This window comes from Streptomyces sp. NBC_00162 (assembly GCF_024611995.1).
Taxonomy (GTDB): Bacteria; Actinomycetota; Actinomycetes; order Streptomycetales; family Streptomycetaceae; genus Streptomyces.
The window spans coordinates 7663860-7688071 of the sequence record NZ_CP102509.1; the positions used below are offsets into that span (position 1 = coordinate 7663860).

At 71.0% G+C, this 24212-nt stretch carries 18 protein-coding genes and 1 pseudogene; 9 read left to right on the top strand and 10 right to left on the bottom strand.

All coding sequences use genetic code 11. From position 1 onward, the window contains the following. Positions 1 to 14: 14 nt before the first annotated feature. From JIW86_RS35360 to JIW86_RS35370, 3 genes are read right to left on the bottom strand one after another with little or no spacing between them, the layout of a single operon-like run. Complete coding sequence (locus tag JIW86_RS35360; protein WP_257558239.1) at positions 15 to 875, bottom strand: DMT family transporter; 861 nt, start codon at positions 873 to 875, stop codon at positions 15 to 17. 56 nt (positions 876 to 931) lie between these two features. Next, positions 932 to 1744 carry an ATP-grasp domain-containing protein gene (locus JIW86_RS35365; RefSeq protein ID WP_257558241.1) on the bottom strand — a complete coding sequence of 271 codons (813 nt, stop codon included), beginning with the start codon at positions 1742 to 1744 and terminating at the stop codon, positions 932 to 934. Next, positions 1741 to 2646, bottom strand: a complete 906-nt coding sequence (locus tag JIW86_RS35370; protein WP_215147010.1) for an ATP-grasp domain-containing protein — start codon at positions 2644 to 2646, stop codon at positions 1741 to 1743. Before JIW86_RS35370 ends, JIW86_RS35365 begins: the two co-directional genes overlap by 4 nt. Before the next feature lie 172 nt (positions 2647 to 2818). Here JIW86_RS35370 and JIW86_RS35375 point away from each other — a divergent pair, with 172 nt between their 5' ends. Continuing rightward, entirely contained in the window at positions 2819 to 3550 is a 732-nt protein-coding gene (locus JIW86_RS35375; RefSeq protein WP_215147011.1) for a hypothetical protein, read from the top strand. A gap of 456 nt (positions 3551 to 4006) precedes the next feature. Here JIW86_RS35375 and JIW86_RS35380 read toward each other — a convergent pair. Further along, positions 4007 to 4273 (bottom strand): annotated as a pseudogene (locus JIW86_RS35380) (transposase); the annotation flags it as partial. Between the two features lie 1090 nt (positions 4274 to 5363). Between JIW86_RS35380 and JIW86_RS35390 the strand changes: the two are divergent. From JIW86_RS35390 to JIW86_RS35410, 5 genes are all read left to right on the top strand, one after another. After that, on the top strand, positions 5364 to 5765 hold the full coding sequence (locus JIW86_RS35390; RefSeq protein ID WP_257558244.1) for a CU044_2847 family protein: 402 nt from the start codon (positions 5364 to 5366) through the stop codon (positions 5763 to 5765). Between the two features lie 2 nt (positions 5766 to 5767). Then, entirely contained in the window at positions 5768 to 7972 is a 2205-nt protein-coding gene (locus tag JIW86_RS35395; RefSeq protein ID WP_257558246.1) for a serine protease, read from the top strand. Positions 7973 to 8033: 61 nt separating this feature from the next. After that, on the top strand, positions 8034 to 9053 hold the full coding sequence (locus JIW86_RS35400) for an AAA family ATPase (protein WP_257558248.1): 1020 nt from the start codon (positions 8034 to 8036) through the stop codon (positions 9051 to 9053). An 8-nt stretch (positions 9054 to 9061) separates the two neighbouring features. Then, on the top strand, positions 9062 to 12310 hold the full coding sequence (locus JIW86_RS35405; RefSeq protein ID WP_263862078.1) for an SAV_2336 N-terminal domain-related protein: 3249 nt from the start codon (positions 9062 to 9064) through the stop codon (positions 12308 to 12310). A 169-nt stretch (positions 12311 to 12479) separates the two neighbouring features. After that, a complete protein-coding gene (locus tag JIW86_RS35410) occupies positions 12480 to 13697 on the top strand; it encodes an RNA-guided endonuclease InsQ/TnpB family protein (protein ID WP_257558260.1) in 1218 nt (405 codons plus the stop codon). Positions 13698 to 13712: 15 nt separating this feature from the next. On the opposite strand, the gene JIW86_RS35415 is transcribed toward JIW86_RS35410, so the two are convergent. From JIW86_RS35415 to JIW86_RS35425, 3 genes are all read right to left on the bottom strand, one after another. Beyond that, a complete protein-coding gene (locus JIW86_RS35415; protein ID WP_257558262.1) occupies positions 13713 to 14438 on the bottom strand; it encodes a zf-HC2 domain-containing protein in 726 nt (241 codons plus the stop codon). Next, complete coding sequence (locus tag JIW86_RS35420) at positions 14435 to 15046, bottom strand: sigma-70 family RNA polymerase sigma factor (RefSeq protein ID WP_257558263.1); 612 nt, start codon at positions 15044 to 15046, stop codon at positions 14435 to 14437. The genes JIW86_RS35415 and JIW86_RS35420 overlap by 4 nt, the downstream gene beginning before the upstream one ends. Before the next feature lie 154 nt (positions 15047 to 15200). Continuing rightward, entirely contained in the window at positions 15201 to 16199 is a 999-nt protein-coding gene (locus JIW86_RS35425; RefSeq protein WP_257558265.1) for a DUF1996 domain-containing protein, read from the bottom strand. A 125-nt stretch (positions 16200 to 16324) separates the two neighbouring features. Here JIW86_RS35425 and JIW86_RS35430 point away from each other — a divergent pair, with 125 nt between their 5' ends. The 3 genes from JIW86_RS35430 (at position 16325) to JIW86_RS35440 (ending at position 22266) form a co-directional block, all read left to right on the top strand. Beyond that, positions 16325 to 17098: a DUF1838 family protein gene (locus JIW86_RS35430; RefSeq protein ID WP_416237634.1), complete on the top strand. Its 774-nt coding sequence runs from the start codon at positions 16325 to 16327 to the stop codon at positions 17096 to 17098. Between the two features lie 370 nt (positions 17099 to 17468). Further along, positions 17469 to 19220, top strand: a complete 1752-nt coding sequence (locus JIW86_RS35435; protein WP_257559563.1) for a S8 family peptidase — start codon at positions 17469 to 17471, stop codon at positions 19218 to 19220. A gap of 262 nt (positions 19221 to 19482) precedes the next feature. After that, positions 19483 to 22266 (top strand): helix-turn-helix transcriptional regulator, encoded by a 2784-nt coding sequence (locus tag JIW86_RS35440; RefSeq protein WP_257558267.1) that lies wholly within the window; start codon positions 19483 to 19485, stop codon positions 22264 to 22266. A gap of 46 nt (positions 22267 to 22312) precedes the next feature. On the opposite strand, the gene JIW86_RS35445 is transcribed toward JIW86_RS35440, so the two are convergent. The 3 genes from JIW86_RS35445 to JIW86_RS35455 all read right to left on the bottom strand — a co-directional run bounded on the left by JIW86_RS35445 (position 22313) and on the right by JIW86_RS35455 (position 24174). Further along, complete coding sequence (locus JIW86_RS35445) at positions 22313 to 23233, bottom strand: glycoside hydrolase family 19 protein (protein ID WP_257558268.1); 921 nt, start codon at positions 23231 to 23233, stop codon at positions 22313 to 22315. Positions 23234 to 23397: 164 nt separating this feature from the next. Beyond that, positions 23398 to 23811: a rodlin gene (locus JIW86_RS35450; RefSeq protein ID WP_257558270.1), complete on the bottom strand. Its 414-nt coding sequence runs from the start codon at positions 23809 to 23811 to the stop codon at positions 23398 to 23400. Positions 23812 to 23982: 171 nt separating this feature from the next. Further along, positions 23983 to 24174, bottom strand: coding sequence for a DUF5302 domain-containing protein (locus JIW86_RS35455; RefSeq protein ID WP_215147036.1), 192 nt, complete (start codon positions 24172 to 24174; stop codon positions 23983 to 23985). Between the last annotated feature and the right edge of the window lie 38 nt (positions 24175 to 24212).

Consider the following 24212-nt stretch of genomic DNA (forward strand, 5'->3'; position numbering starts at 1 on the left):
AAATGCCCCGCACGCTACCCGGCGCCGTCCGGGGCGGCGGCCCGGGCCAGGGCGAGCACCCCCGCGCAGATCAGGGCCAGGCCCAGCAGCTGGGGCAGCAGCCACCACTGCACCCGCACGTGTTCCTCGTACAGCAGCACGCCCAGCGCCACGCTGACGCTCGCGTCCCCGAGGGTCAGCGCGGGCTGCGAGGCGACCAGCGGGCCGCCCTGCATGGCGTGTTCGAGCAGGAGCAGCGCGCAGATGCCGCTCGCGGCGAAGGCGTACGTCTCCCAGGTGGTCAGGAACGCGCCGATGCCGCCCTCGTCGAGGACGTGCATGGCGGACTTCATCAGGGCGGCGGTCAGCGCGTAACAGACGGCGGTGGCCGCGCCCAGGCACCCGGCCCGCATCCGCCCGGGCGGCCGCCGCAGTCCGGCCACGGCCAGCAGGGCCACCGCCACCGCGCACGCCGCCAGGGCCAGCACCCACCGGTCGAGCGGTACGTGCGTACGGTTCCCCTCGGGCGAGGCGGCCGCCAACGCGATCCCCAGCCCGGCCACCACCCCCGCCACGGCGAGCCACAGCGCCCCCGGCAGCCGGGTCCGCGTCACCAGCGAGGCGATCAGCAGCGCGAGCGGCAGCTCCAGTACGAACAGCGGCTGTACGAGGGCCAGCGCGCCCGTGGCGAGCGCGACGGCCTGCCCGACCCCGGCCGCGATCACGGCCAGGATCCCGGCGATCCACAGGGGCCGCCGCAGCAGGTCGAGGACGAGGCCGAACCGGAAGCCGTCGCTCTGCGGCACGGTGAGCGCGGCCCGCCGCTGGAGCACCGTCGCCAGTGCGTTGCTGAGCGCCGCGAACAGCGCGAAGAGGACCGGCAGGACGAAGCCCATGCCCCGATCCTCACCGATCCCGCGCCCCGCGCGGCGCCGCGACACCCCGATGGGAGCTAGGGGGTGTCTGACCCTCCGCCGGTGGCCCGGCGCAGGGTCAGCGCCGCCAGGGCCTCGGGGGCGCCCGACTGGCCGCGGACGCCGGGGAAGGCGTTCACGTCCACGATCAGCGGTGTGCCGCCGCCGGCGTCGATGATGTCCACGCCGTAGACGTCCAGCGCGAAGGCCGCGCCGGCCGCCCGCACCAGATCGGCCCAGCCGGCGGGCAGTTCGGCCAGGGCCAGCGGCAGGTTGGGCCCGCGCCCGCCCGGCGAGAGCTCGGAGCGGCGCAGGGCCGCGAAGACCTGGTCCCCGATCGCCCACAGCTTGTGGTCCCAGCCGCTGTTGGGCGCGAAGTCCTGCACCACCACCGGTTCGCCCGGCCACCGCGCCGCCAACTCCCGCAGCCCCGCGGCGTCGTCCACCCGGGCCACCAGGTCGCCCCGGCGGCTGTAACGGCTCTTGACCACCACCGGCGAGGCCAACGGGACGGCGGACCGCGCCCACACGGAGAGGGAGCCGACACAGCGGGTCGCGGCGAACGGCAGCCCGGCCCGCTGGGCGAGCTCCGCCATCGCCGTACGGTCCTGGCACAGCGTGGTCGCCGCCGCCGTGTTGACGACGGACGCGCCCCGCCCCTCCAGCCGCCGTGCGAGATCCAGCGCGTGCGCGGTACGCGACTTCAGCAGGTACACGTCGGCCGGCCGATCGGGGACGCCTTCCGCCGTGCTCGGGTCCAGCACCTCGACGACGTGCCCGGGTGCCAGCAGGGCGGCGGTGGCCGCCAGCAGCGGATGACCGGGTTCCGGAGTGATCAGACCGATCCTCACGCGCCGTCCACCGCCCCCGCCGACATCTGCGCCGGAATCGACAGGGGCAGGGCGTACGAGCGTGGCGACGGCACCGGCGGGGGCGTGGAACCGCCCGTCCGCGCCAGGTCCAGCACCGCCCGGGCCACCCGCGCGGCCGCGTCCGGCACCTGACGGAAACTGGGGAAGTCGTTCACGTCGACGACCACGGGCCCGTCGGGCCCCAGCAGCACGTCCACCCCGTACAGGTCGAGCCCGTACACCGCCCCCACCTGCGCGGCGATCGCCGCGACCTCGGCCGACAGCGGAACACGGCGCTCCCGCACCGCCGGGTCGGGGTGCAGCGGGGAGCACCGCTCGGTCGCGAACAGCTCCCCGCCGACCCCGTACACCTTGATGTCGGTGCCCGAGTTGGGCACGTACGGCTGGGCGATGAGCAGGCCCTCGCCCGCCAGGACCGGGAGCATCGCCTCCAGCCGCTCCGGCGAGGACACCAGGTGCACGGCCCGTCCGGAGCTCCCGTCGGCCGGCTTGACGACGAGGGGGTACTCGGCCGCCGGTATCTCCCGCAGCAGCTCGGGGCTGGCCGCCGCGTAGGTCGGCGGCAGCGGAAGGCCCCGGGCGCGGCCGATGGCGGCGGCCAGCGCCTTGTCCCGTACGCCGCGGATCGAGCGGGCGTCGTTGACCGTGGTCAGCCCGGCGGCGGCCGCGGCCTCCAGCAGGGTCAGCCCGGGGCCGCCGGAGACCGTCTTGAGCACCCAGGCGTCATGGGAACCCGCGCTCACCGTCTCGGTCATGCACAGCAGCGAGCCGCCCGGCCGCACCACGTCGACCCGGTGCCCCCACGCGGTCAACTGGCGGATCACCTCGTTCGGCATGCCGTCGTGGCGGTAGTGCTCCTCCACCAGGAAGCAGAGCCTCATGGACCTTCCCCATATTCCCCGGACGTCCGCCGATCCCGTCCGGCGAGTTGTGACGTCACAGGATGTCATGAACCGCAATGTGATGATCGGTCCACCTCGGCAGGTCCGGTGGGTCGGGAGGGCGCCGGATATTCGAATGTACGGGCGCCCCGGCTCCTGTTAGGTTCATCGCGTGCCGAAGCTGAATCAGATCATCGCAGTCGAAAAGGGCGTCAAGTCCAAGTCCCTCCAGGAGCTTTCGCAGGCTCACCACGACGTCCAGAAGCCCGCCCTGCTGGCCGGCATCTCCCGGACCTACCAGCCCAAGGACGAGGAGGGCGAGCAGCTGCCGCCCGAGTCCACGCGGGTACAGGTCAAGGCCGAGGACGTGCTGCGCGCGACGGCCGGAACGCTGACGCGGCTGTTCGACGTGACGGCGACCAAGGACTGGGCGAACCGCACCGCGGCCGCCGACGTCGTCGTGGACGGCACGGTCCTGCTGGCCCAGGTGCCCGTGCCCTATCTGCTCTTCCTGGAGAAGCAGCTCACGGACATGCACACCTTCGTACGGAAGCTGCCGGTGCTGGACGCGTCCGAGTCCTGGAACCTGGACCCGTCCACGGACTCCTGGAAGACGGACCCGGTGCGCACGATCCGCACCAAGAAGGTGCCGCGCAACCACGTCAAGGCCGAGGCCACCGAGAAGCACCCGGCGCAGGTCGAGGTCTACTACGAGGACGTCCCGGTCGGTTACTGGACGACGGTGAAGTTCTCGGGCGCACTGCCGGCCCGGCGGGTGAACGAACTGCTCGACCGCGTGGAGAAGCTCCAGCAGGCCGTCAAGTTCGCCCGGGAAGAGGCCAACAGCGCCGAGATCACCGACCAGCGGGTCGGGGACGCGGTGTTCGGCTACCTGTTCGGGTAGCCCCACGATCTCCCCCTGTATGTCTGCAGGGGGTGCGCGAGAGCGCAAGCTGAAACTGATGTTGAAGCTGAACAGGGGTGTCAGTTGGGGGTTCGAATCCCTCCCCCGGCATTACGCGCCGGGGTGGCCCAAGCCTGGCAGAGGCGGCCCCGTAAATCTCAGATTCTCGCTCCAGTCTCAGTATTCGCCGCCGAACACCGGATCGACCGAGCGTGGACGATCATCGACGGATGGGGGTTCAAGTCCCTCCTGCGCCTCTCCTCGTGGCGCGGTAGTTCAATGGCAGAACACGTCGGTCTCAATATGATCCGCGGCTCTTAAACGCCGCCGGTGTGCGCAATTGGGTGGCAAGCAGGAGCCCGGGAGCTGGACATGCTCCCGGGCTCTGTCACGTCCCCGCCCGCCCCGATGGCCGGGGCGACCGGCGGCCGGGGCTCTTGGGTTTTGTTTTTCGGATCATGCGCCGAGCCAGATGATGAGGGCTGCAAGGGCGACGGTGCCGAGTGAGATGCAGGCGCGTTTCTCGTAGCGGGTGGCGACGGCGCGGAAGCCCTTCAGACGGTTGATGGCGCGTTCGACGGTGTTGCGTTTTTCGTGGCGCTCGCTGTCGAACCCGGTGGGGCGGGCGCCTCGGGAACCGCGGTTCTTGCTGTGTATTTGCTGGTCTAGGCGTTCGGGGATGGTGTGCCGGATTCCGCGTCGTCGCAGGTAGCGGCGGTTCTTGGTGCCGGTGGGCCGTACGGTGCCGGCGGGCGTCTCGAAGAGCTGGGCCCGAACAGCTGCCGGCTCGTCCTGGCCTCCTGGCCATGGCCCGGCCTGGCCGCCGCCATCGGCAGATTCGACGCCGACTTCGAGGTCGTCGGCCCGCCCGAGCTCAAGGCCGCCTTCGCGCACCTGGCCCGCTGCTACGCCAACGCCGCAACCGCCACACCCGCCACACGGTCATCTACGGTCTGATGGCCGACGGCGGCCTCCTGGGTGGGCTCCACGGCCTCGGGCGGTGTGGCTGAGGCTTCGAGGGGCGAGGAGACGGATGCCTCCGAGCCCGAAGTTCCGCAACGGCCGCGACACCCCGTGGCGTATCGATCAGCGCTCGATCCTGATCGTTTTCCGCCACGGCTCATCACTCTGCCGGATCGTGGAGCTGCCACGACAGTCGGCAGCCCGGCCGGGGGTGCTCGTCAAGCTTGGTCGGCATGATTGGTGCGCGAGTCGGCCTGCGACGGGCGGTTTCTCGCAGCCTCGGCGCATCGTGGCGCCCAGGTCGGTGTGTGTGCCGTGGCTCTCTGGGCGAGGGGCAAGTTCTGGTTGGCGCCGGCGTTGGACGCGCAGATGATGAGCTGAGTGCCGGGGGTGGTGCCGTGGCTGGCGTTTCGAGTACTTGGCCCGGGGGTGAGGGTGTGGACTCCGCTGAAGGGGTCGTGTCCCCCAGCTGAACGTGGCCGTGCCGCTGACGGTGACCGTCACGGTCGAGGCGCCGGGGGTGCCGCTGATCAGGCCGCCGGGGCTGATGTCCAGCCCTGCGGAAAGACCCGTCGCCGTGTGGGTCAGTGGCTTGCCAACGGAGTCGGTGGCCTGGAGCTGGATGGAGGTGGCGTTGCCCACGGTGCTGTTCTTGCGGCCTGGGTTGCCCCCGTTCACCGTCTATGGAGCCTTTCGTCCGTGCCGTGACGGCCGTTCGCTGGGCGGCCTGGAATGCGGGTACTTCGTGCCTCTCTGCGCCAATCGAGGGTGAACGTTCCTCCAGGTGCGGGGCACGCCTCCCTGAGATTTCGGGTCTGCCAGGCGCCTATTCTCGGGCACAATGTGGCGCATGCCCGAATACCTCGAACTCGATCTCGCCGGTGCCGCGTTACGTGTGGAACTCTCCGACGCTGGAGAACTGGCACCCGCACTCGCCCCCGCCGACTCCTCCGAAGCGGCGGACCTTCCCGACGGCTTCGGCACGGCCACCCCGGTGGCCCGCGGAGGACGTGCGGCCGCGCTCGCCCAGGACGTCCTGCAGTCCACCCTGCGCCCCCTCGGACCACTGCTTGAAGAGGTCCACGGCGCGGTCACCGGCACCGGGCACCCGCCGCAGGAGCTGACAGTCGAGTTCGGCATCGAGATTGGCCAGGACCTCAAGCTCGGGATCGTCGGAGCCAATGGCAAGGCCACCATGACCGTCAGCGCCACCTGGCAGAACCAGGGCACCGGCGACGCCTCCCAGGCGTAGGAATGGGCTGGTTCCGCCGGCCGGCAGCCCCGGTCTTCCATGCCGCGCTATTGCGCGAGAGCGACGCCAAGGCGGCGGGTGCCGCCGTACTCCTCTCGCCGAACCGCCTTCTGACCTGTGCCCACGTTGTCAACGACGCGTTGGGGCGGAAGCTGCTGAGCACGGAGCGGCCTGCGGGCGAACAGCCCCTGAGCATCGCATTCCGCGGGTCGGGGGCGGCCACACGTCGCGGCACCGCTCGTCTGTCGGTGTGGCTGCCGCCCCGGCCACGGCCGCACAGCATCGCGTGGGACGGCGACCTGGCTGTATTGGACCTGGAGGAGTCCGCTCCCGACTGGGCCACCCCCGTGGTCTGGCGCGAGATGTCCGAGGGGCTGAAGCTCCGGGCCTGGCACGGCGGCGGCGTCGCCATCACCTATGCCGACACCGTGGCTGGCCATCAGGACGAAGGGTGCTGGTACCTCGACGGAACCCTCACTGGTGCCGCCATCGGGCCCGGATACAGCGGTGGCCCCCTGTGGGTCAGGTCCGACGTTACCGTCGCTGGGCTTGTCATTGCCCAGGTAATGCCGGACACGGGCCCGTTGCGACCGCAGGACACCGTTCGGCGGGGCTGGGCCGTGCCCTGGCAGACGGTCCGGGAGCAACTGACCTGCGCGGGGGCCAACGACGTCGTCGCCGAGTGCCGGGTCGCCGAGCCGAGTGGGCCCACCTGTACCGGGCCCGGCGAGGCACCCGGACAAGCGATGGTGCCGATGCTGCGGGCCCTGCTGGACGACCCGGCACGGCGCGCCGACCATTGCCGGGATCTCGCGGTCGGCATCGGCTGGGAACCGCCGCCCGATGGCGAACAGTCTGCGCCCACCCTGGACGAGCTCGCGGCGCTGTTGCTGACCGAGGCGCGTGCGCTGGCCACGCTGACGGAGTCACTGGCCCCCGCGGTCGGGAACCACGTCGGCGATCGCCGGACGCTGAACGGCCTGCTGGCATTCGGCCGCATGGTGGCCGACGTCCGGCTGCTGTCCGTCGCCGAGCACCGGCAGCTGCTCACGGCACTGCTCGCGGTCGTCACGGCGGAACCGGACCTGATCTCCCGCGCCGCACGGGAAGCACTGCGCTTCATGGAGCTTCCGGAGGTGCTGGCACACACTTCCCGACTGACGGAGGCGGATGTCGACTACGTCGTGCTGACGTTGGAGGACTACCCTGACGGGCGCGGTGGCGCGGCGGATTCCCTGCCTGTCCCGGCACTGCTCAGACTCGCGGAGTTCGTGGCGGCCGCGGTGGCCGACCCGGGCTGCCGCGCGGTCCTGCGCGCGTGGTGCGACCGTGTCGCCGGACGCCTGGGGATCAGCCCCTCGGCGCTCAGGGAACGGCGGGCGGACGCGGAAGCGTGGGCGTCCCACCGCCCGTCACCCGTCACCCGGATCGTCGTCCGCTTGACTCGGGCGGGAGCTGACAGCCCGGAACACTTCTTGTGCGAGATCTGGCTCAGCCGCCGCGACGGGACGCAGACGTCCGTGACCATCCCGCAAGGCTCCCTGCCACCGGACGAGATCGGACGGCTGATCCGTCGGGCAGCGGACGGAAGCCAGGTGGGAAGTGGCCATCCGCCGACTCAGGTGGACGTGGTCGTCGGAGCCGACGGACTGGAGATCCCTGTTGACAGCTGGCAGACGGGGAGCGAGCTCGGAGATGTCTTCCCCGACCTCGGCGACCTCAGCGTCGCGCTCGGCAGCCGGTACCAGGTGGCCCTTCGCTGCCCCGAGCTGACCGGCCGCGTCCCCACGGCCGCGAGCGACATGCGCAGACGATGGGCGGCCGGCGACACCGGCACGCTCGTCGTCGACGAGCCGTCCGTTGACATAAGGCGCCTGCACGACCTTCTGAAGGCGTCGCACCACGACACCACACGCGTCGTGCTCCATGGCTCACCGGAGCAGCGGTCTCGGCTTCTCCCCATATGCCTGGCCATGGGCGTTCCCGTCGTGCTGTGGGACCGGGCCGCCGAGTCACACGAGGACGCGGCCCGACTGAACGACTTCGAGCCCACTGGATCGCTGCACAAACTTCCGCAACGGCTCCAGGACTTCAGGTCGGTCCTCTACGGATCCGAGGCACCCTCCTCGGCCGCGAGACCGGCGCTCGTGTGGGAAGACGGCGACCTGGCGCTGCCGGGGCCACTGCAATTGGCGGACCCCTCATGACGATGCGGTCAGGGCGCCGTACGACGGACCCATGGACTTACGAACAAGGAGCGGACACCCGATGACGGCCCAGAAACTTCAGGGGCAGCACGACACGGCGGATGACGGGCGGGGCGCCGAATGGCGGCTGTTCAAGGGTGACGGCCGGGCAAGGAGCATCTCGTTCCCCGAGGCCCCGCCGTGGCGACGGTTCGGCGGGGCGGAAGCGGACGACTCCCACCGCGAGCGGCCGTACCTGATCGGCGACCAGGAGGCGGATGTCGTCAACGCCGCACTGCTCCTGCGCCGCCCGCTGCTGGTGACAGGTCATCCGGGAACAGGTAAGTCGTCGCTCGCGTACGCTGTGGCCCATGAGTTGTCCTTGGGTCGTGTCCTGCACTGGCCGGTGAACAGCCGCACCACCCTCCAGGACGCGCTGTACCGCTACGACGCGATCGGCAGGCTCCGCGAGACGAACATGAGACGCGAACCCCATGCGGGGGACGACTCCGCGGCGGAGGATCCCGGCATCGGCTCGTACGTACGTCTTGGCCCGCTCGGCACGGCACTGGTGGCGTCGACGACCCCCCGCGTGCTCCTCGTGGACGAGCTGGACAAGGGAGACGTCGACCTGCCGAACGATCTGCTCAACGTCTTCGAGGAAGGCGAGTTCGAGATCCCGGAACTGGCGAGGCTCCCGGAAGAGCACTCCTCGGTACGCGTGCTGACCGCCGACTCCGACGCATGGACGGACGTCGTCCGCGGCCACGTGCGCTGCTCCGAATTCCCCGTCGTCGTCATCACCAGCAACGGCGAGCGCGACTTCCCGCCGGCCTTCCTGCGCCGCTGCGTACGGCTGGACCTCCCGGAACCGGACGAGGACCGCCTGCGTGCCATCATCTCCGCTCACCTGAATTCCGGCGGCGAGCCCGACACGGACGGCATCGACGACCTGATGCGCGCCTTCCTCGCCCGCAGAGCTCGGGGGGAACTAGCGACGGACCAATTGCTCAACGCGGTGTTCCTGCGCCGCGGTGGCGTCCAGCTTGACGCGGACGGCCTGCTGGACGCCGTGCTGCACCGGCTCGCCAGAACGCTGTGACCGAATCCATGCTGCACAGAGTTCGTGGTGTCCTGTCCGGCGACGACGAGCTTCTCGACGCCGAGGAGCTCCTCGACGCGCTGTGGCTGGCTGCCCGGCTGCCCCCGGCAGCGGCCACAGCCCTGGCGCGGGCGGCGACCGCCGCCGAGTCACGCGCCGCGGCGGCCGATCGCACGGCTGGTGCCGCCACTGCCGGGCTCGCCTCCGAGCCGTCCGACGAAGACCACAATGACGACCAACAGGGGAAGGCTTCCCCGAGCGCGGATACAGGGGCCGGATCCGATGCCGCACTGAGGAACGGCCTGCACGCCGCTCCCGCCTCCGCCTCCGGGGAGAGGCAGGCCGCACACTCCGACCGGGCCGCCATGGCCGTACGCACTCCCGGGGTGAAGGCACTGGAGGGCGCGGAGCTCCGACTCGGGCGAGCCCTTCGCCCACTGAAACAGCTACGAACCGACGCGCTGCGCACGGAACTCGACGTCAATGCGACGGTCTCGGCCATAGCCGAGACCGGCCTGCCGGAAGCCGTGCTACGCCCCGCGAGAACCAGATGGCTCGATCTGGCGCTTCTCGTCGACGACGGCGTCTCCATGCTCCTGTGGCAGCAGCTCGCGGGGGAGATCCGAGGGCTGATGGAGCGCTGCGGAGCCTTCCGGCACGTGCGCGTCCACGGCCTCGACAGCCGCGATCCCGATGGCCCCCGACTGAGTAAACGCCCGTACGGAGACACCGGCGCGACGCTGCCGCTGTCAACCGTGCACGATCCCTCGGGCAACACCCTGCTCCTCGTCGTGAGCGACGGCGTCGGCCGGGCATGGCGGGACGGGTCGATGCACCAGGCCCTCCTGCGTGCCGCGTCGGTTGGGCCGACGGCTGTGGTGCACGCGCTCCCGCGGCGCCTCTGGGCAGGCTCGGGAATCGACGCGGAGCCGTGGAAGGTGACGACCCGCCGGAGATGTGCGGCGAATCGGTCCTGGCACATCGAGGACCCCGTGCTGCCGCCCGAACTCGCCCCATACGACGGGGTGCCGGTCCCGGTGTTGGCCACGGACGGGAGCAGCCTCAGCACCTGGGCCCGACTGATCGGCTCCCCCGAGGACACCGCGGTGCTTCCCCTGCTGACCCTCTCCGGCTCCCCAGCTCCGACCACCGGCGATCGGGTCTTCGGCCGGCAGGACACGGTGGGCGACGCGGAGGAGGCCGTGCTGCGGTTCAGGGCCGCCGCCTCCTCGGACGCTTACCGCCTCGCGGCGCATCTGGCCGCTGTGGCCCCGCTGCCTGTCCCGGCGATGCGGCTCCTCCAGCACGCGGTCACTCCGGCAGTCGACACGTCCCACCTGGCGGAGGTCTTTCTCGGTGGGCTGATGCACGGCGTCGACGGGCCCGAGAACGTCCCGCACCAGAAGGCCTTCGACTTCACGGAGGAGACCCGGAGGGTCCTGCTGGGCACGGTGCCGCCGGCTGAACTGGTTCGCACCGCGCACGCGGTCACGACTCAACTGGCCGAACTCGCGCGTTCCTCGGCCGGATTTCCGGCCTGGCTTCCCCATCCCGAGGGTCCCGACCGGGTGCGATCCGGTGGGCCGTTCGGCTGGGTGGACGACACCCTCAGGCGCAGGCTCGGGGTCTCGCTGCCCGACACCTCAGGACCGGAGCCGGAGCCGCTGCCGTCCCGCGGCGAGCTGCGAGAGCTTCCGGAGGGCTTCGCACTCGACCCCGAGCTGACGGGATGGCGCCGACTGTCGGTGGCCGACCCTCGGTTCGAAAGCCGGGACGACCTGCCATACGACGTGTTCGCCGAGCACGAGGGAGGTTGGTCGGATGTCGGGATGTTCCTGGCGCACGACGGAGAGGGCCGCGTCCTCGTCGTCCGCATTCCCGCTGTACGGCACGCCCTCGAGCTCGTTGCGACCGAAGTCGCTGCGCTGAAGCGGATGGACGGCGTCTACGCGCCTCGACTGATGGCCTGGGACACCAGCCATGACCGACCATGGCTCGCGGTCGACTGCGCGCTGGACGGCACGCGGGAACCGGCACCGAACCTACGGGCCTTCACGCAGCAGCAGGGAATCCTACACCATGCGGCTCTGGTCACGGTGGCTCGGCAGCTCGCGAGCGGCCTGTCCAGGGCCCACCACAGAGGGCTCGTCCACGGCTCTCTCACTGCCAACTGCGTGCTGATTGCGGGGCGCGACGTACAGATCGCAAGTTGGGCGACGGCATCGCTCAACGGCAGGACCAGTCGGTACAGGTCACGCTATGAGCCCAACCGCCGGTATCGGGCCCCGGAACTGGAGGACGCTGCGACTGACCCGACCGAGAAGGCCGATGTCTACGCACTCGGCATCATCCTCTTGGAGGCGACGACAGGCCGGAAGGAAATTGTGGACCTCCTCGAAGGCCTGAGGTCATCGAAGGCGACGCTCTCGCCCGCGTTGGTTGCCATTCTTCGAGCCTGTACGCACACCGATCCTGACCGCAGACCTTCAGCGGCCAAGTTGCTCCGATCCTTCGACGCCCTTGCCGATGGCCCGTACCCCGAGAGTCACCCCCTGACGGTGACCCTCGGGTTGAACACAGACCTGGACAAGGTGGAATTGGCCCTGGAGAGTGAACACCGCGGCGGCCAAGGCCCCCACCTCCTGTGCCTGGGGCGTCCGGCTCGTGTACGCCGGGAGTTCATCGGTCGCGTCCTGGAGCAGCTGACGCGGCAGGCCCGGACGGGCATGGAGCTCATCGTTGCCGACTACGACGGCCGCAGCGAGCTCGCCCGCTTCGAGGGTGCCGTGAGCGGTTCGTCCTACCTCAACCTGCGCGACGACACGACGCACGCTCTCTCGCTGTGCGAGAAGCTCAGGTCCGAGATCAGCCGTCGCCGGCACGTGCTGGAGACGATCACGGCTCACAACGACATTGGGAAGCTCGAGAACGCGGCATTCGAGAATGCTCTCCTGCCCCGGCTACCGCGCCTCGTCGTGGCCGTGGAGAACTTCCCACGGATTTTCCGGTCGGCGCCGGAAGTGCTCACCGTGATGCAACAGGTCGCGCGGGCCGGCCCGCAGCTCGGCATCCACTTGATCCTGTTCGCGGACGACTTGGAGCAGCTCCGGGCCGCTCACGGTTTCCTGGCCATGATGCCGACACGGATCGATCTGCAGCCCACCCCTCCGTCGGAAGGCAACTCGACCGAACCGCTGACGGAGGGCGCGGCGCTCTTCGTCCAGTCCGATTCTCGGCAGCTCTTCTTCATCACATGAAACTGAGTTGGACTACGTACAGCCCTCGCCGCTCCTCGGGACTCCTCGGGCGCCAATGAGCTCTTGCTGACGCCATAGGATCCAATAGGTTCTTGACCTACATGAAGACGGATGTCTCGGCTTTCGTTTTGGTACTCAGATATAAACCAACTGCAGTACGGTGATCGGCATGCAGTTGAGGTACAGCTTTCGCCTGTACCCGAACGGGGCTCAGCGCACAGCGCTGGCAAAGGCGTTCGGGTGTGCGCGCGTGGTTTACAACGACGCCATTCGGGCTCGTGAGGCTGCCCGCACCGCAGGCGAGCCGTTCCCGAAGATCGGGGACCTGTCCAAGCTGCTGATCACCGAGGCGAAGAAAACCGAGGAACGCGCCTGGCTCGCCGCTGTGTCAACTGTGGTACTCCAGCATTCCCTTCGGGACCTGGATGCCGCCTATCGGAACTTCTTCGACGGCTTGAAGGGCAAGCGTCCACGCATAGGTGCACCCCGCTTCAAGGGCCGTAAGGACAACCGGCAGGCCGTACGGTTCACCGCCAACGCCCGCTGGAGGGTCACAACCGGGGGGAACCTGTCGTTGCCGAAGATCGGCGACGTGCGCGTGACGTGGTCGCGCAAGCTGCCGTCCGTACCGTCCACGGTGACCGTGGTAAAGGACGCGGCAGGCAGGTACTTCGCGAGCTTTATCGTGGAGACCGAGCCCGAGGCGTTGCCCGAGGCCGCGTCCCACGTCGGTATCGACCTGGGCCTGTCGCACTTCGCGATCCTCTCGGACGGTACGAAGATCGAATCCCCGCGCTTCCTACGCCGCGCGGAGAAGAAGCTGAAGCGGGAACAGCGACGTCTGTCCCGTAAGTCGAAAGGCAGCAACAACCGAGGAAAGGCCCGGCTGAAGGTCGCCCGCGCTCACGCGCAGGTGGCCGACGCACGGCGCGAGTTTCACCACCAGCTCTCAACGAAAATCATCCGCGATAACCAAACGGTTGCCGTTGAGGGCCTGGCGGTGAAGGGACTCGCCCGTACGCGCCTGGCCAAGTCCATCCACGATGCCGGATGGTCCGCATTCGTGTCGATGCTGGAGTACAAGGCCGCCCGGTACGGGCGCACCTTCGTGCGCATCGGCCGGTTCGAGCCGACCTCGCAGGTCTGCTCGCAGTGCGGTGTCAAGGACGGCCCCAAGCCCCTCCACGTGCGCGTGTGGGAATGCCGGGCATGCGGGGCCGTCCTCGATCGGGACGTCAACGCTGCGGTCAACGTAGCCAAGGCCGCCGGACTGGCGGTGTCAGCCTGTGGAGCGCAGGTAAGACCGGGACTCGTCCCGGCACAGCGCCGTGAAGCAGGAACCCACCGAGACGGTCGGACGACTGTGGTAGGACTCCCCGGGCGTTAGCCCGGGGAGCGGAAGTCAAACCGGCACGGACACGAACGTCTTGCCCGCCTCGTTCTCGACCAGGACCGCCTTCACGTTCGCCGGATCGACGGCCGCCGAGCCGTCCAGCGACGCGCCCTTGGCCTGGCCGTTCTCCTGGCTGCCCACCACCCAGCCACCCGCGGTGGTGCGCGTGCCGTCCTTGGCGACCACAACCAGCCGGCACCGCTCGCCCGGCGGCACCCCCGTGACGGCGGCGTTCACCCGCACCCACTGGGCCGCGGGGGTCATCTGTACGGTCATCCGCGCGCCCGTGCCCGGATCGGTCGCGGAAGCCACCTTGGTCCCGGGGACGTGCGACGAAGGAGCCGTCGACACCGTCGGCGAGGGCTGGGGCAGCGCGACCGCCCCCGAATCACCGGCGCCCAGCTGAGACCCGGCCCAGAACACGGCGGCCAGCGAAGCCGCCGCGGCCAGTCCCGCGAGCCCCGCCCGCCGGCGCTGCTCACCGGCCCGCTCACCGCGCATCTGCCGCAGGGTGCGCTGGAGCAACAGGTCTCCGCCCTGCGGCGGCCCGTCGAGGAACGCCTCCTCGGGCACCTCACCCAGCGCCGCCTCCATCTCGCGCAACGCGGCCACCTCCTCCCGGCACTGCACGCACCCGCTCATGTGTTCCTCGACCCGGCGGACCTCCGTGTCGTCCAGGACGCCGAGCACGTACGGGCCGAGCTGTTCTTCCTCCTCGTGCCGCTGCCGGTTCATGCCACCACCTCACGCAGTCCGGCGGGCTGCTGGGGCGGCCTGCCCGATCGTTTGCCTTGTCTGGAACCGCTGTCCCCGGCGCTGTTGTCCCGGAAGACGTCGCGCAGGGCCTTGAGCGCGTAGTGCGAACGCGATTTGACCGTCCCGGCCGGGATGCCGAGGCTGTCGGCGGCCTCCGAGACGCTGAGCTGCCGGTAGTACAACTCCCGCAGCACGTCCCGGTGTTCTGGCGACAGCTGGTCCAGTGCGCCCAGCACCGTCATCGTGTCCACCACGGAATCCGCGTGGTCCGCCTCCACCGGGGGAGTGGCGGCGACCCCGGAGACCTCCGGCGGCCGGGCGGCCTTGGCCCGGTACCGGTCGGTGATGATGTTGCGGGCCACCGTGAGCAGCCAGCCGCGTACCGACCCCTTTCCGTTCACCAGGATCTCGGAGTGCCGCCAGGCCCGGATCAGCGTCTCCTGGACGATGTCCTCGGCGGCGGCCCGGTCTCCGGTCAGCCGGGTGGCGTACGCGAGCAGGGCGTGGCCGTGCTCCTCGTACACCGACTTGATCAATGCCTCATCGGTCGAGCCCCGCCGAGTGCGGGGCCACAGTGGTCCGGCCATCTCACCCTCTCCGTCTTCCTCGCTTACGTGGTGCGGTCGGAACACGCCGCCCGTACGGACCCGGTTCACGTGACGTGCGTCACTTTCGCGTTGCGCCCGCCTTGCGTTGCGCCCGTGTTGAGCTCGCGTCGCGCCCGGGCCGTGCCGGCGCCCCTCACATCCGGCAGTCGCGGCCCTCGTTGAGGCAGGCCACGACCCCGGCCATCTGCCGCTCGGTCATCGCGTTCACGAACATGCCGTGGTCCGTCTTGGGGCTGTGCCGCTGCTCGGGAAAGGAGTCCAGCGCCATGGGGGCGCCCGCGGGGACCTCGTAGGAGAGGGAGAGGCGCAGTTCGGGCACCGGGAAGGTGCCCCGCGGGCAGACGCCGTCGGCCGCGGGGAACTTCAGGTGCGAACGGTGTCCCTCGCCCGCGGTGTCCAGACCGTTCCAGCAGCTCGGAAAGACCAGGGTGCGCGTGACGCGGTCGCCCTCGGGGCAGCGCGGATAGCGGGTGGTGGGCCGGTCCGGAGCGCCCGAACAGCCCCAGCGGGCCCGGACTTCGGCGTCGCTGGCCGCCGTGTAGGCGACGGCGTCCCCGGTCATCCCGCGCAGGAAGCGCGGCATCGCCACCACCTTGCTCACCGGACTGCCGCGGAACTCCACCCGGACCGAGGCCTCCGGCAGGATCGCCCCGGCGTTGCCGTGGCCTGCCGAGCCCTCGTGCGGGCGCGAGCCGGGCCGGTCCGTCCGCCGCAGGACGGGCCAGTAGTACGTCGACCGGTCGCCGCCGCGGCAACTGGTCGCGGCCGCGTCGAGGGAGGCGTCGGTCGACATCGCGTCCGTGGACAGGTTCCCCACGTACGCGTGGGTGTGGTGGGCGCCCGCCCGCAGTCCGGGCGAGACCACCAGGTTGTCCTCGTTGTAGTGGCCCTCCTCGTTGCGGCCGCAGTCCATCACCACCGAGCCGGCCGAACCGTCGGGCCCCTGGGCCGGGATGGGCTCGGATATGCGCGGAACGTCTTGTATGTCCACGTAGTCGGAGGGTGCCGGACGGGCGCCCGCCGCCCCCCGGTGCGGACCGGCCGCTCGCGAGGCCCCCAGGACGGCGGCGAGCAGCCCGCCGCCCAGGACCAGGCAGATGACGAGAGTGAGCAGTCGGCGTTCTTTCCCCATGGCGGTCACGGTCGCCGGTGGCGCCACCGACGTCAACCTGGCATCCGGATGGCGAACGGCGCCGCCCGCTCCGTGGCGCGATGCCTGCTTGCCGGTCCGGGCGCCGACCGCGCACAGTACGGCGTATGACACCCGCGATGACGCCCGCCGAGCTGCTGCACGCCTTCGCCCGCACCCGCGCCTCGCTCGACGGCGCCGAGGTGACCTTCTGGTGGTCGGGCGACGTCTACACCTGGGCCCCCGGTGAGCCCCATCAGCGCCTCTTCGGCTTCGAAGGGCTGAATGTCGCCCGGCTCGTCACGGACGGGGAGGGGGGCGGCTATCAGCTGCTGTCCAGGGAAGCCGCCTTCTACCTGGACCCCCTGACCCGGGAGATCCTGGACACCTGGCAGGGCCGGCCGGTGGTCCACGTCTGGAACGATCCGGCCAACCAGAAGTGGCGGCCCTTCCCGGTCCCCCTGACGGAGCTGGGCGACCAGGTCTGCTTCAGTCTGGAGATCCCGCTGGCCTATCCCTCGCCGTTGCCCGTCGAGGAGTACCCGGCCAACTCGGCCGACGACACCTACCGGGCGCTGGAGCTCTTCCAGTTCTTCGCGCCCGCCCATGTGCTGTCCACCGAGGCGCCCAGTGTCCCCGCCACGATGTCCTGGACCCGGATGTCGCCCTGGCTGCCCTGGATGGAACAGGGGCAGCGCCCCGGCGGCCTCACCTTCCACTGCCGCGGCCGCAAGCTCGGCTCCTACGCGGAGGTTCCCGAGCGCACCCGCGCGTACATTGCCGCCCAACACCCTGAATTCGCCCGTTCCCCGGACAAATGGTCCGAGCCGAACGAGACCAGCTGGACGTACTTCCGCAAGCTCTTCCCGCCCCGCGGGATCGGCGGCGCCCCTACCCCCTGACGAGCCGCGGGGGGAGGGGCAGGGAGCGGACAAGGGTTTTCCCCGTATCGAGTTCATCGCCGTGTTGCCTACTGTCTGCCCACCGGCGATCTTCCCCTGACCCGGCGGCCGACACGCCAACCCCACATGGCATGATGCCGTCCCACCAGGGGGAATCTTCGGTACCGCCGTTGCCCTGCCCCGCCGTCGAGGCCGGGGCAACGTGGCGCGCGGCGGCGGCCGGGACGAGTTCGACCAGCTCGCTCCCGGCCCCGCGGCCGCCGGTCACCTCCCACACTGCACTGATCGGCCGCTCCGGCCTGCCCGGAACCGGCCCGCGAAAGGGAACTTCGTGCACGCATCCAGACGCAGGCTCATATCCGTGGTGGCGATGTCCGTCACCCTGCTCGCCGGCTCCGCCACCGCCTCCGTGGCCCTTGCCGCCGACGTTCCGGCGCCGGCCGCCGAGGCCGCCGCCACCGCCCCGGTCGAGAACCTCATCGTCGGATACAAGACCTCCGCCTCGGAGGCCAGTTCCAACACCGCCGCCGCCGACGACGCCGCGGCCAAGGGCAAGAAGGCCGGCAAGAAGGCGAAGTTCGACCGCCGCCTCGGCACCGGAGCGGCCCTGGTCAGCCTCGGCTCGGCCACCGCCCCCGCCGACGCCGCCAAGCTGATGGCCCAGTTCCGCGCGGACCCGGACGTCGCCTACGTCGAGGCGGATTCCCGCGCCTACGCGATGGCCACCCCGAACGACACCGAGTACACCAAGCAGTGGGACCTCTTCGAGCCCACCGCCGGCATGAACGTTCCTGCCGCCTGGGACAAGAGCACCGGCTCCGGCGTCACCGTCGCCGTGATCGACACCGGCTACGTCGCCCACTCGGACGTCGCCCCGAACGTGGTCGCCGGCTACGACTTCATCAGCAACTCCACGTACGCCCGCGACGGCGGCGGCCGTGACAGCAACCCCGCCGACGAGGGCGACTGGAACGCCACCGACGGCGAGTGCGGGGTGGGTTCCAAGGCCAGCGGCTCCTCCTGGCACGGCACCCACGTGGCGGGCACCATCGCCGCGGCCACGAACAACGGCAAGGGCGTCGCGGGCATCGCGTACAACGCGAAGATCCAGCCCGTGCGCGTGCTCGGCAAGTGCGGCGGCACGACCGCCGACATCGCCGACGCCATCACCTGGGCCTCCGGCGGCACCGTCGCGGGCATCCCGGCGAACGCCACCCCCGCCAAGGTCATCAACATGAGCCTCGGCGGCTCGGGCGCCTGCAGCGCCACCTACCAGAACGCCATCAACGGCGCCGTCGGCCGCGGTACGACCGTCGTCGTGGCCGCCGGTAACAGCAACTCCGACGCCGCCGGCTTCACGCCCGCCAGCTGCAACAACGTGGTCAACGTGGCCGCTAGCAACCGCACCGGCGACCGCTCCTTCTACTCCAACTACGGCGCGAGCATCGACGTCGCCGCCCCGGGCGGTGAGACCCGCCGTGGCACCGACACCCCCGGCACCGTCACCACCCCCGAGAACGGCATCCTCTCCACGCTGAACGCGAGCACCACCACCCCCGGTGCGGAGATCTACAAGCCCTACCAGGGCACCAGCATGGCCGCCCCGCACGTCGCGGGTCTCGCCGCGCTCGTGGTCGCCGCCAAGCCCTCGCTGACCCCGGCCCAGGTCGAGGCGGCGATCAAGAACAACACCCGCCCGCTGGCCGGCGTCTGCACCGGCGGCTGCGGCACCGGTCTCGCCGACGCGGCCGCGACCGTCAACGCGGTGACCACCACCACGCCCCCGGGCCTGGAGAACGGCACGGACTACACCATCGGTGACAACACCACCGTGGAGAGCCCGATCACGGTCAGCGGGAAGACCGGCAACGCCCCGGCCACCCTCAAGGTGGGCGTGAACATCGTGCACAGCTACATCGGTGACCTCAAGGTCGACCTGATCGCCCCGGACGGCACCGCGTACAACCTGCACAACCGGACCGGCTCGAGCACGGACAACATCAACCAGACCTACACCGTCAACGCCTCCTCGGAGGTCGCGAACGGCACCTGGAAGCTCCGTGTGAACGACAACGCCGGCGGCGACACCGGCAAGATCGACTTCTGGAGTCTCGCCTTCTGATCCGTCCGCACCCGGACCGGATCTCCCCCAGCTGACGCTGGGAGGTGCCCCCGGTCCCAACTCGGCCTGACGGGCCGATAGTACGGACCAACCCCACCCCGCGGGCCCGCCGATACACCGTGTATCGGCGGGTCCGACGGCTTTTCCCGTCACCTGGCTGATTTCTGCGTCACAATCCGTGTTCACCCGGCATCCGACCTCGTATTGTCGCGTCTCACAGGAATGGCACAGGAGCTGGGGATCGAGAGGCTGGTGGCTGTGCGTGGTGGCGGCGACGGGGAACGCTGACACAAGTGTCGGACAGGACGAACTGGTCAAAGCGGTCGACCGTGCGCTGATCTCGCACGGCCGGGCTCTGCTCACCGGCCCGGCCGGCGCGGGCAAGACGGAGGTCGTCCGCGCGGTCGCCGCTGCCGCCGAGTCCCGGCGCGAGACCGTGCTGCGCCTCGCACCGGAGGCCGCCGACCAATGGATACCCGAGGCCTCCGCCGCGGCCCTCCTGGCCACCGTCCCAGGCGCCGCCCTCGAACAACTCTCCGGACCCCAGCGCACCGCCATCGCCCTGCTGTGCCGCGAGACGGACGCCCCCCGCGCCGGCCGCGACCACGTCGCGCTGCGCCTCGCCGTCGTCGAGGTCCTCCGTACCCTCGCCGCCCGCCACCCCGTCCTGCTCGTCATCGACAACGCCCAGTGGCTCGACGCCGAGAGCACCGACCTGCTGCGCTTCGCCCTGCGCCTCACCCCGCCCCGGGTCCGCGTCCTGGTCGCCGAATGCGTCCAGGGCGGCGCACCGGTCGGCGAACCCCTCTGCGGTACCGGCACCCCCGCGATCCGGGTACCCCCGCTCGGCGCCGACGAGATCGCCGAACTCCTCGTCCGCCACGGCCTGCCCGCCCGCCTCGCCGGCCGCATCCACCAGGCCAGCGGCGGCAACCCCCGCCTCGCCCTCGCCCTCGGGCACTCCCTCGCCGAAGCCGCCGGCGCCCGCGACGGCGGCGCCCACCACGCCGACACCCTGCCCGTCTCCGGACAGGCCCGCGAGGTGGCCCGCAGACTGCTCGCCGAGGCTCCCGCCCAGGCTCGGCGCACCCTGCTGCTCGCCGCCTTGGCCGCCCGCCCCACCACCGCCCTGCTGCGCCGGGCCGGACGCCCCGACGCCGAGGCGGAGTTGGCCGAGGCGGAACGGGCCACGCTCGTCAGGGTGGCGGAGGACGGCAGCGTGGAGTTCACCGCCGGCGCCCTGCCCACCGCGCTCGCCGCCGACGCGGGCTGGCCCGAGCGCTCCGCCGCTCACGCCGCGCTCGCCGAGGCCGTCGACGACCCCGTGCAGGCCGTACGCCACCGCGCGCTGGCCGTGGACACCCCCGACCAGTGGCTCGCCGCGGAGATCACCGAGGCCGCCGCCGTCTGCCGCCGCCTCGGCCAGCGGGCCCTCGCCGCCGAACTCGGCCTGCTCGCCGCCGAACGTACGCCCTCCCACCTGGCCGGGGAGGAACTCGCCCGCCTCGTCAACGCCGCCGAGGACGCCGGCTGGGCGGGCCGCGCCGACCTCGCGCGCCGCGCCACCCGGGCCGTCCTGGCCCGTGACGCCTCGCCCGCCAGCCGGGTCCGGGCCCGGCTCGCCGTGATAGACGCCGCCGGGCAGGCACTGGGCGCCCTCGACGAGACCTTCGCGTACGCCATGGCCGACGCCGCCGGGGACCCCTCGCTCGAGGCCGCCGTCCAGCTGCGGATCGCCTGGAAGCACAACCTCAGCGACGGCGACCCCGTCCGCTCCCGCGACGCCGCGGCCCGGGCCGGAGCCCTTGCCGCACTCGGCGGTGACCAGGTCGCCGAGGCCATGGCCCTGACCGTACGGGCCCGCATGGGCCGCATCCTCGGGGACCCCGGCGCCGAGGCGATCCTCGCCGAGGCGCTCGCCCTGCCCGCGCCCGAAGTACCGCTCGGCATGCGCAACGCGCCCCAATACCTCGCCGTGCGGCACGCACTCTTCGACGACCGCCTGGACGACGCCCGCAAACAGCTGATGGTCCTGCTGCCCGCCGTCCAGCGCACCGGCTCCGCCGAGGACGTCTTCGAGGTCCTGCGCAGCCTCACGGAGGTCGAACTGCGCAGCGGCCGGTGCACGGCAGCCTCCGCCCGCGCCCGCCAGGCCCTGGAGCTGACGATCGAGGCGGGCCTCTCGCCGGGCCCCGCCTGGTACGTCGCCGCGATGGCCGAGGCCACCGGCGGCAGCTTCGGCCGCGCCGCCGGATACGCCCGGCGCGGCATCCAGGCCTCGCACGAGGAGCACGACCAGGTCTTCCTCTCCCGCAGCCTGCACGCGCTCGGCCTGGTCGAACTGGCCACCGGGGAGGCGGCGAAGGCCGTCGCCACCCTGCGCCGGGTCGCCGAACTCGAGGCCGCCCAGAAGGTGGTGGACCCCTCGATCCTGCGCTGGCACGGGGAGCTGGCCGAGGCCCTGGTCGCCGCCGACGCAACCGACGAGGCCGCCCGGCTGCTCGACTCCGTACGCAGCGTCGCCCGCGGCCTCGGCCGCACCGGGGTCGTCGCCGCCCTCGACCGGGCCCGCGGCCTGTGCCTGTCCGCACAGGGCGAGGCGGACGCCGCCGTCCAGCTCCTGGAGGCCACGGCGCAGCGGTTCGAAACCCTGCGACTGCCGCTGGAGAGGGGCCGCACGCTGCTCGCGCTGGCCCGGGTGGAACGCCGCCGCCGCCGGCGCGCACCCGCCCGCGTCGCGCTCCTGGCCGCGGCCGAGGTGTTCGAGCGGGCCGGAGCCACGCCGTGGACCGAGCTCGCCCGGGAGCCCGCTGCGGGCGACGGAGGCCGTACGGAGGCGGCGACGGCCGCCGCGCTGACCGAGGCCGAGACCCGGCTCGCGCTGCTCGTCAGCCAGGGGGCCAGCAACCAGGAGGCCGCGGCGAAGCTGTTCCTCAGCGTCAAGACGGTGGAGGCACGGCTGACCCGCATCTACCAGAAGCTCGACGTACGCTCGAGGGCCCAGCTCGCCACTGCCCTGGCCACCGCACTGCGCGCCACTCGCTGAGCCCGCGGGGCGGGGCGCGCAGTGCGGGGCCGGGGGCGGGAGCCGGTCAGCAGCTCAGGTTGTTGCCCGGTGTGACGCCCAGCAGCTGGGTGAAGCTCTGGTACTTCGAGATCCGGCTCTGGACCTGCGCGGGGTTGCCGCCGTTGCACTCCAGGGAGCCGTTGATGGAGCGGATGGTCTCGCCGAAGCCCGCGCCGTTCACCATGGCGGCGTGTGCGGTCATCGTGCCCGGGCCGTTCTGGGTGTTCCAGTACCAGAGCGCCGTCTTCATGGCGATCGCCGGGTCCTGCTCCACGAGGTACGGGTTGCCGAGGAGGTTGATGCCGAGCGCGTCACCGGCCGCCTTGTAGTTGAAGTTCCAGCTCAGCTGGATCGGGCCGCGCCCGTAGTACGCGGCCTGGCCGGCCGGACAGCCGTAGGGCTGGCTCGCGTCGCAGTAGTGGGGGTAGTTGGCCGTGTTCTGCTCGACGATGTGGACGAGTCCGCCGGTCTCGTGCGAGACGTTCGCGAGGAAGGCGGCCGCCTCGCGCCGCTTGACGGTGTCGTCACCGGTGTTGGCGAAACCCGGGTACGCGGACAGGGCCGACACCAGGCCGTTGTAGGTGTAGAAAGGGTTCCGGTTCGGGAACATCTGGTTGAACTGGGCCTCGGAGACCACGAATCCGGACGGGTTGCCCGGACCCGGGTCCGTGCCCCCGCCCCCGCAGGCGCCCTGGTCGGACCACACGCCCCACTCCCCGGTGGTCCCGGGCGTCTCGCCCTGGGTCCACCACTTGGCCTGCCAGTTGTGCCCGTTGTACGAGGCGCTCATGCCGCCCGTGTAGACGGCGGACGCGGTCCAGCCGCCGGCGCAGGGGGCCGCCGCGGAGGCGGGGGAGGAGGGGAGGACGAGGGTGAGACCGAGGCCTGCCGTGACGGTCGCGGCGGCGGCCAGCGAGAGCACACGGCGACGAAGCGCACGTATCACGTAACTACTCCTTCAGTGGGGGGAGTTGCCGTGGGGGCGGCAACAGTGCCCACTGAAGCGAAATGGTATGGACCTGTCAAGGTCTAGACCAAACGAAACGCGCCGACGCGGCCTGCCGCGTCGGCGCGAAACGAGAGACCGGAGGACCGGGAGGGCCCGGGGGATCAGCTGCCGGCGGAGAGGTTGCCGGAGAGGATCGGGATGTTGCTGAGGATGTGCGAGGCCGAGTCGTCGCCCTTCGCCTGGGTGGAGTTCTCGGCGCACTGCTGGTTCTGCGGGTTGGCCAGCACGTTGACGTCCTGGACGCCGACGTTGGCGATCAGCGCGAAGAGGGACTGGGCGTTGACCTTGGCCGGCAGGCCGATGCAGAGCTTGTTGACGGAGCCCTGGACCAGGCTCGCCTGCGGGCTCAGCGCGCCCTTGGTCTCCTGGTTGCCGTAGATCTGCGCGGCGCCGTTGCCGTTGACGGTGTTGACGCCGTTGTCGTTGCCGATCGCCATCGCCGGGGTGGCCACAGCGGCGCCGGCACCCAGCACGGAGGCGGTGACCGCGGCGGTGGCCATGAACTTCTTGAGCATGTGGGGGATCCTTCTGTCGCGCTGTCGCATGAGATGGCTGCCCTCGGCGGGGGCGAGCTGATCAACTGCTTCCGGCGCTGGTGGTTATCCCCACTCACCCGTGTGGCTCAATGGCGGAGCGGCCCGGTCCCGCCGCCGTGACGGCGAGACTGAGCTCCTCGTGTCCGAGGGTCAGCCGGTCTTGCGGCGGACCTTCTTGTTCTTGCCGCCGGGGCCGCTGCTGGCACCCTGGACCTTCGCGCGACTCTGGTGCGCCTGCTGGGACTGGGCATTCGCGGCGTTGCGCTCCAGCGCCTCCCGGAACTTTCGCTTGGCCTCCTCGGCCGGGGATTCGTCCTGCGGGGTCTCTGCTTCGTCTGCCATGTGTCCTCCTGGGGGTGGTCAAGCGGTTTCAGTCTGTC

What these genes read in the sequence shown, in the direction of transcription:
- JIW86_RS35360 (WP_257558239.1), bottom strand. Translation starts at nt 875, where the DNA reads ATGGGCTTCGTCCTGCCGGTCCTCTTCGCGCTGTTCGCGGCGCTCAGC.
- JIW86_RS35370 (WP_215147010.1), bottom strand. Translation starts at nt 2,646, where the DNA reads ATGAGGCTCTGCTTCCTGGTGGAGGAGCACTACCGCCACGACGGCATG.
- JIW86_RS35390 (WP_257558244.1), top strand. Translation starts at nt 5,364, where the DNA reads ATGCCCGAATACCTCGAACTCGATCTCGCCGGTGCCGCGTTACGTGTG.
- JIW86_RS35395 (WP_257558246.1), top strand. Translation starts at nt 5,768, where the DNA reads ATGGGCTGGTTCCGCCGGCCGGCAGCCCCGGTCTTCCATGCCGCGCTA.
- JIW86_RS35400 (WP_257558248.1), top strand. Translation starts at nt 8,034, where the DNA reads ATGACGGCCCAGAAACTTCAGGGGCAGCACGACACGGCGGATGACGGG.
- JIW86_RS35405 (WP_263862078.1), top strand. Translation starts at nt 9,062, where the DNA reads ATGCTGCACAGAGTTCGTGGTGTCCTGTCCGGCGACGACGAGCTTCTC.
- JIW86_RS35410 (WP_257558260.1), top strand. Translation starts at nt 12,480, where the DNA reads ATGCAGTTGAGGTACAGCTTTCGCCTGTACCCGAACGGGGCTCAGCGC.
- JIW86_RS35415 (WP_257558262.1), bottom strand. Translation starts at nt 14,438, where the DNA reads ATGAACCGGCAGCGGCACGAGGAGGAAGAACAGCTCGGCCCGTACGTG.
- JIW86_RS35420 (WP_257558263.1), bottom strand. Translation starts at nt 15,046, where the DNA reads ATGGCCGGACCACTGTGGCCCCGCACTCGGCGGGGCTCGACCGATGAG.
- JIW86_RS35425 (WP_257558265.1), bottom strand. Translation starts at nt 16,199, where the DNA reads ATGGGGAAAGAACGCCGACTGCTCACTCTCGTCATCTGCCTGGTCCTG.
- JIW86_RS35430 (WP_416237634.1), top strand. Translation starts at nt 16,325, where the DNA reads ATGACACCCGCGATGACGCCCGCCGAGCTGCTGCACGCCTTCGCCCGC.
- JIW86_RS35435 (WP_257559563.1), top strand. Translation starts at nt 17,469, where the DNA reads ATGTCCGTCACCCTGCTCGCCGGCTCCGCCACCGCCTCCGTGGCCCTT.
- JIW86_RS35450 (WP_257558270.1), bottom strand. Translation starts at nt 23,811, where the DNA reads ATGCTCAAGAAGTTCATGGCCACCGCCGCGGTCACCGCCTCCGTGCTG.
- JIW86_RS35455 (WP_215147036.1), bottom strand. Translation starts at nt 24,174, where the DNA reads ATGGCAGACGAAGCAGAGACCCCGCAGGACGAATCCCCGGCCGAGGAG.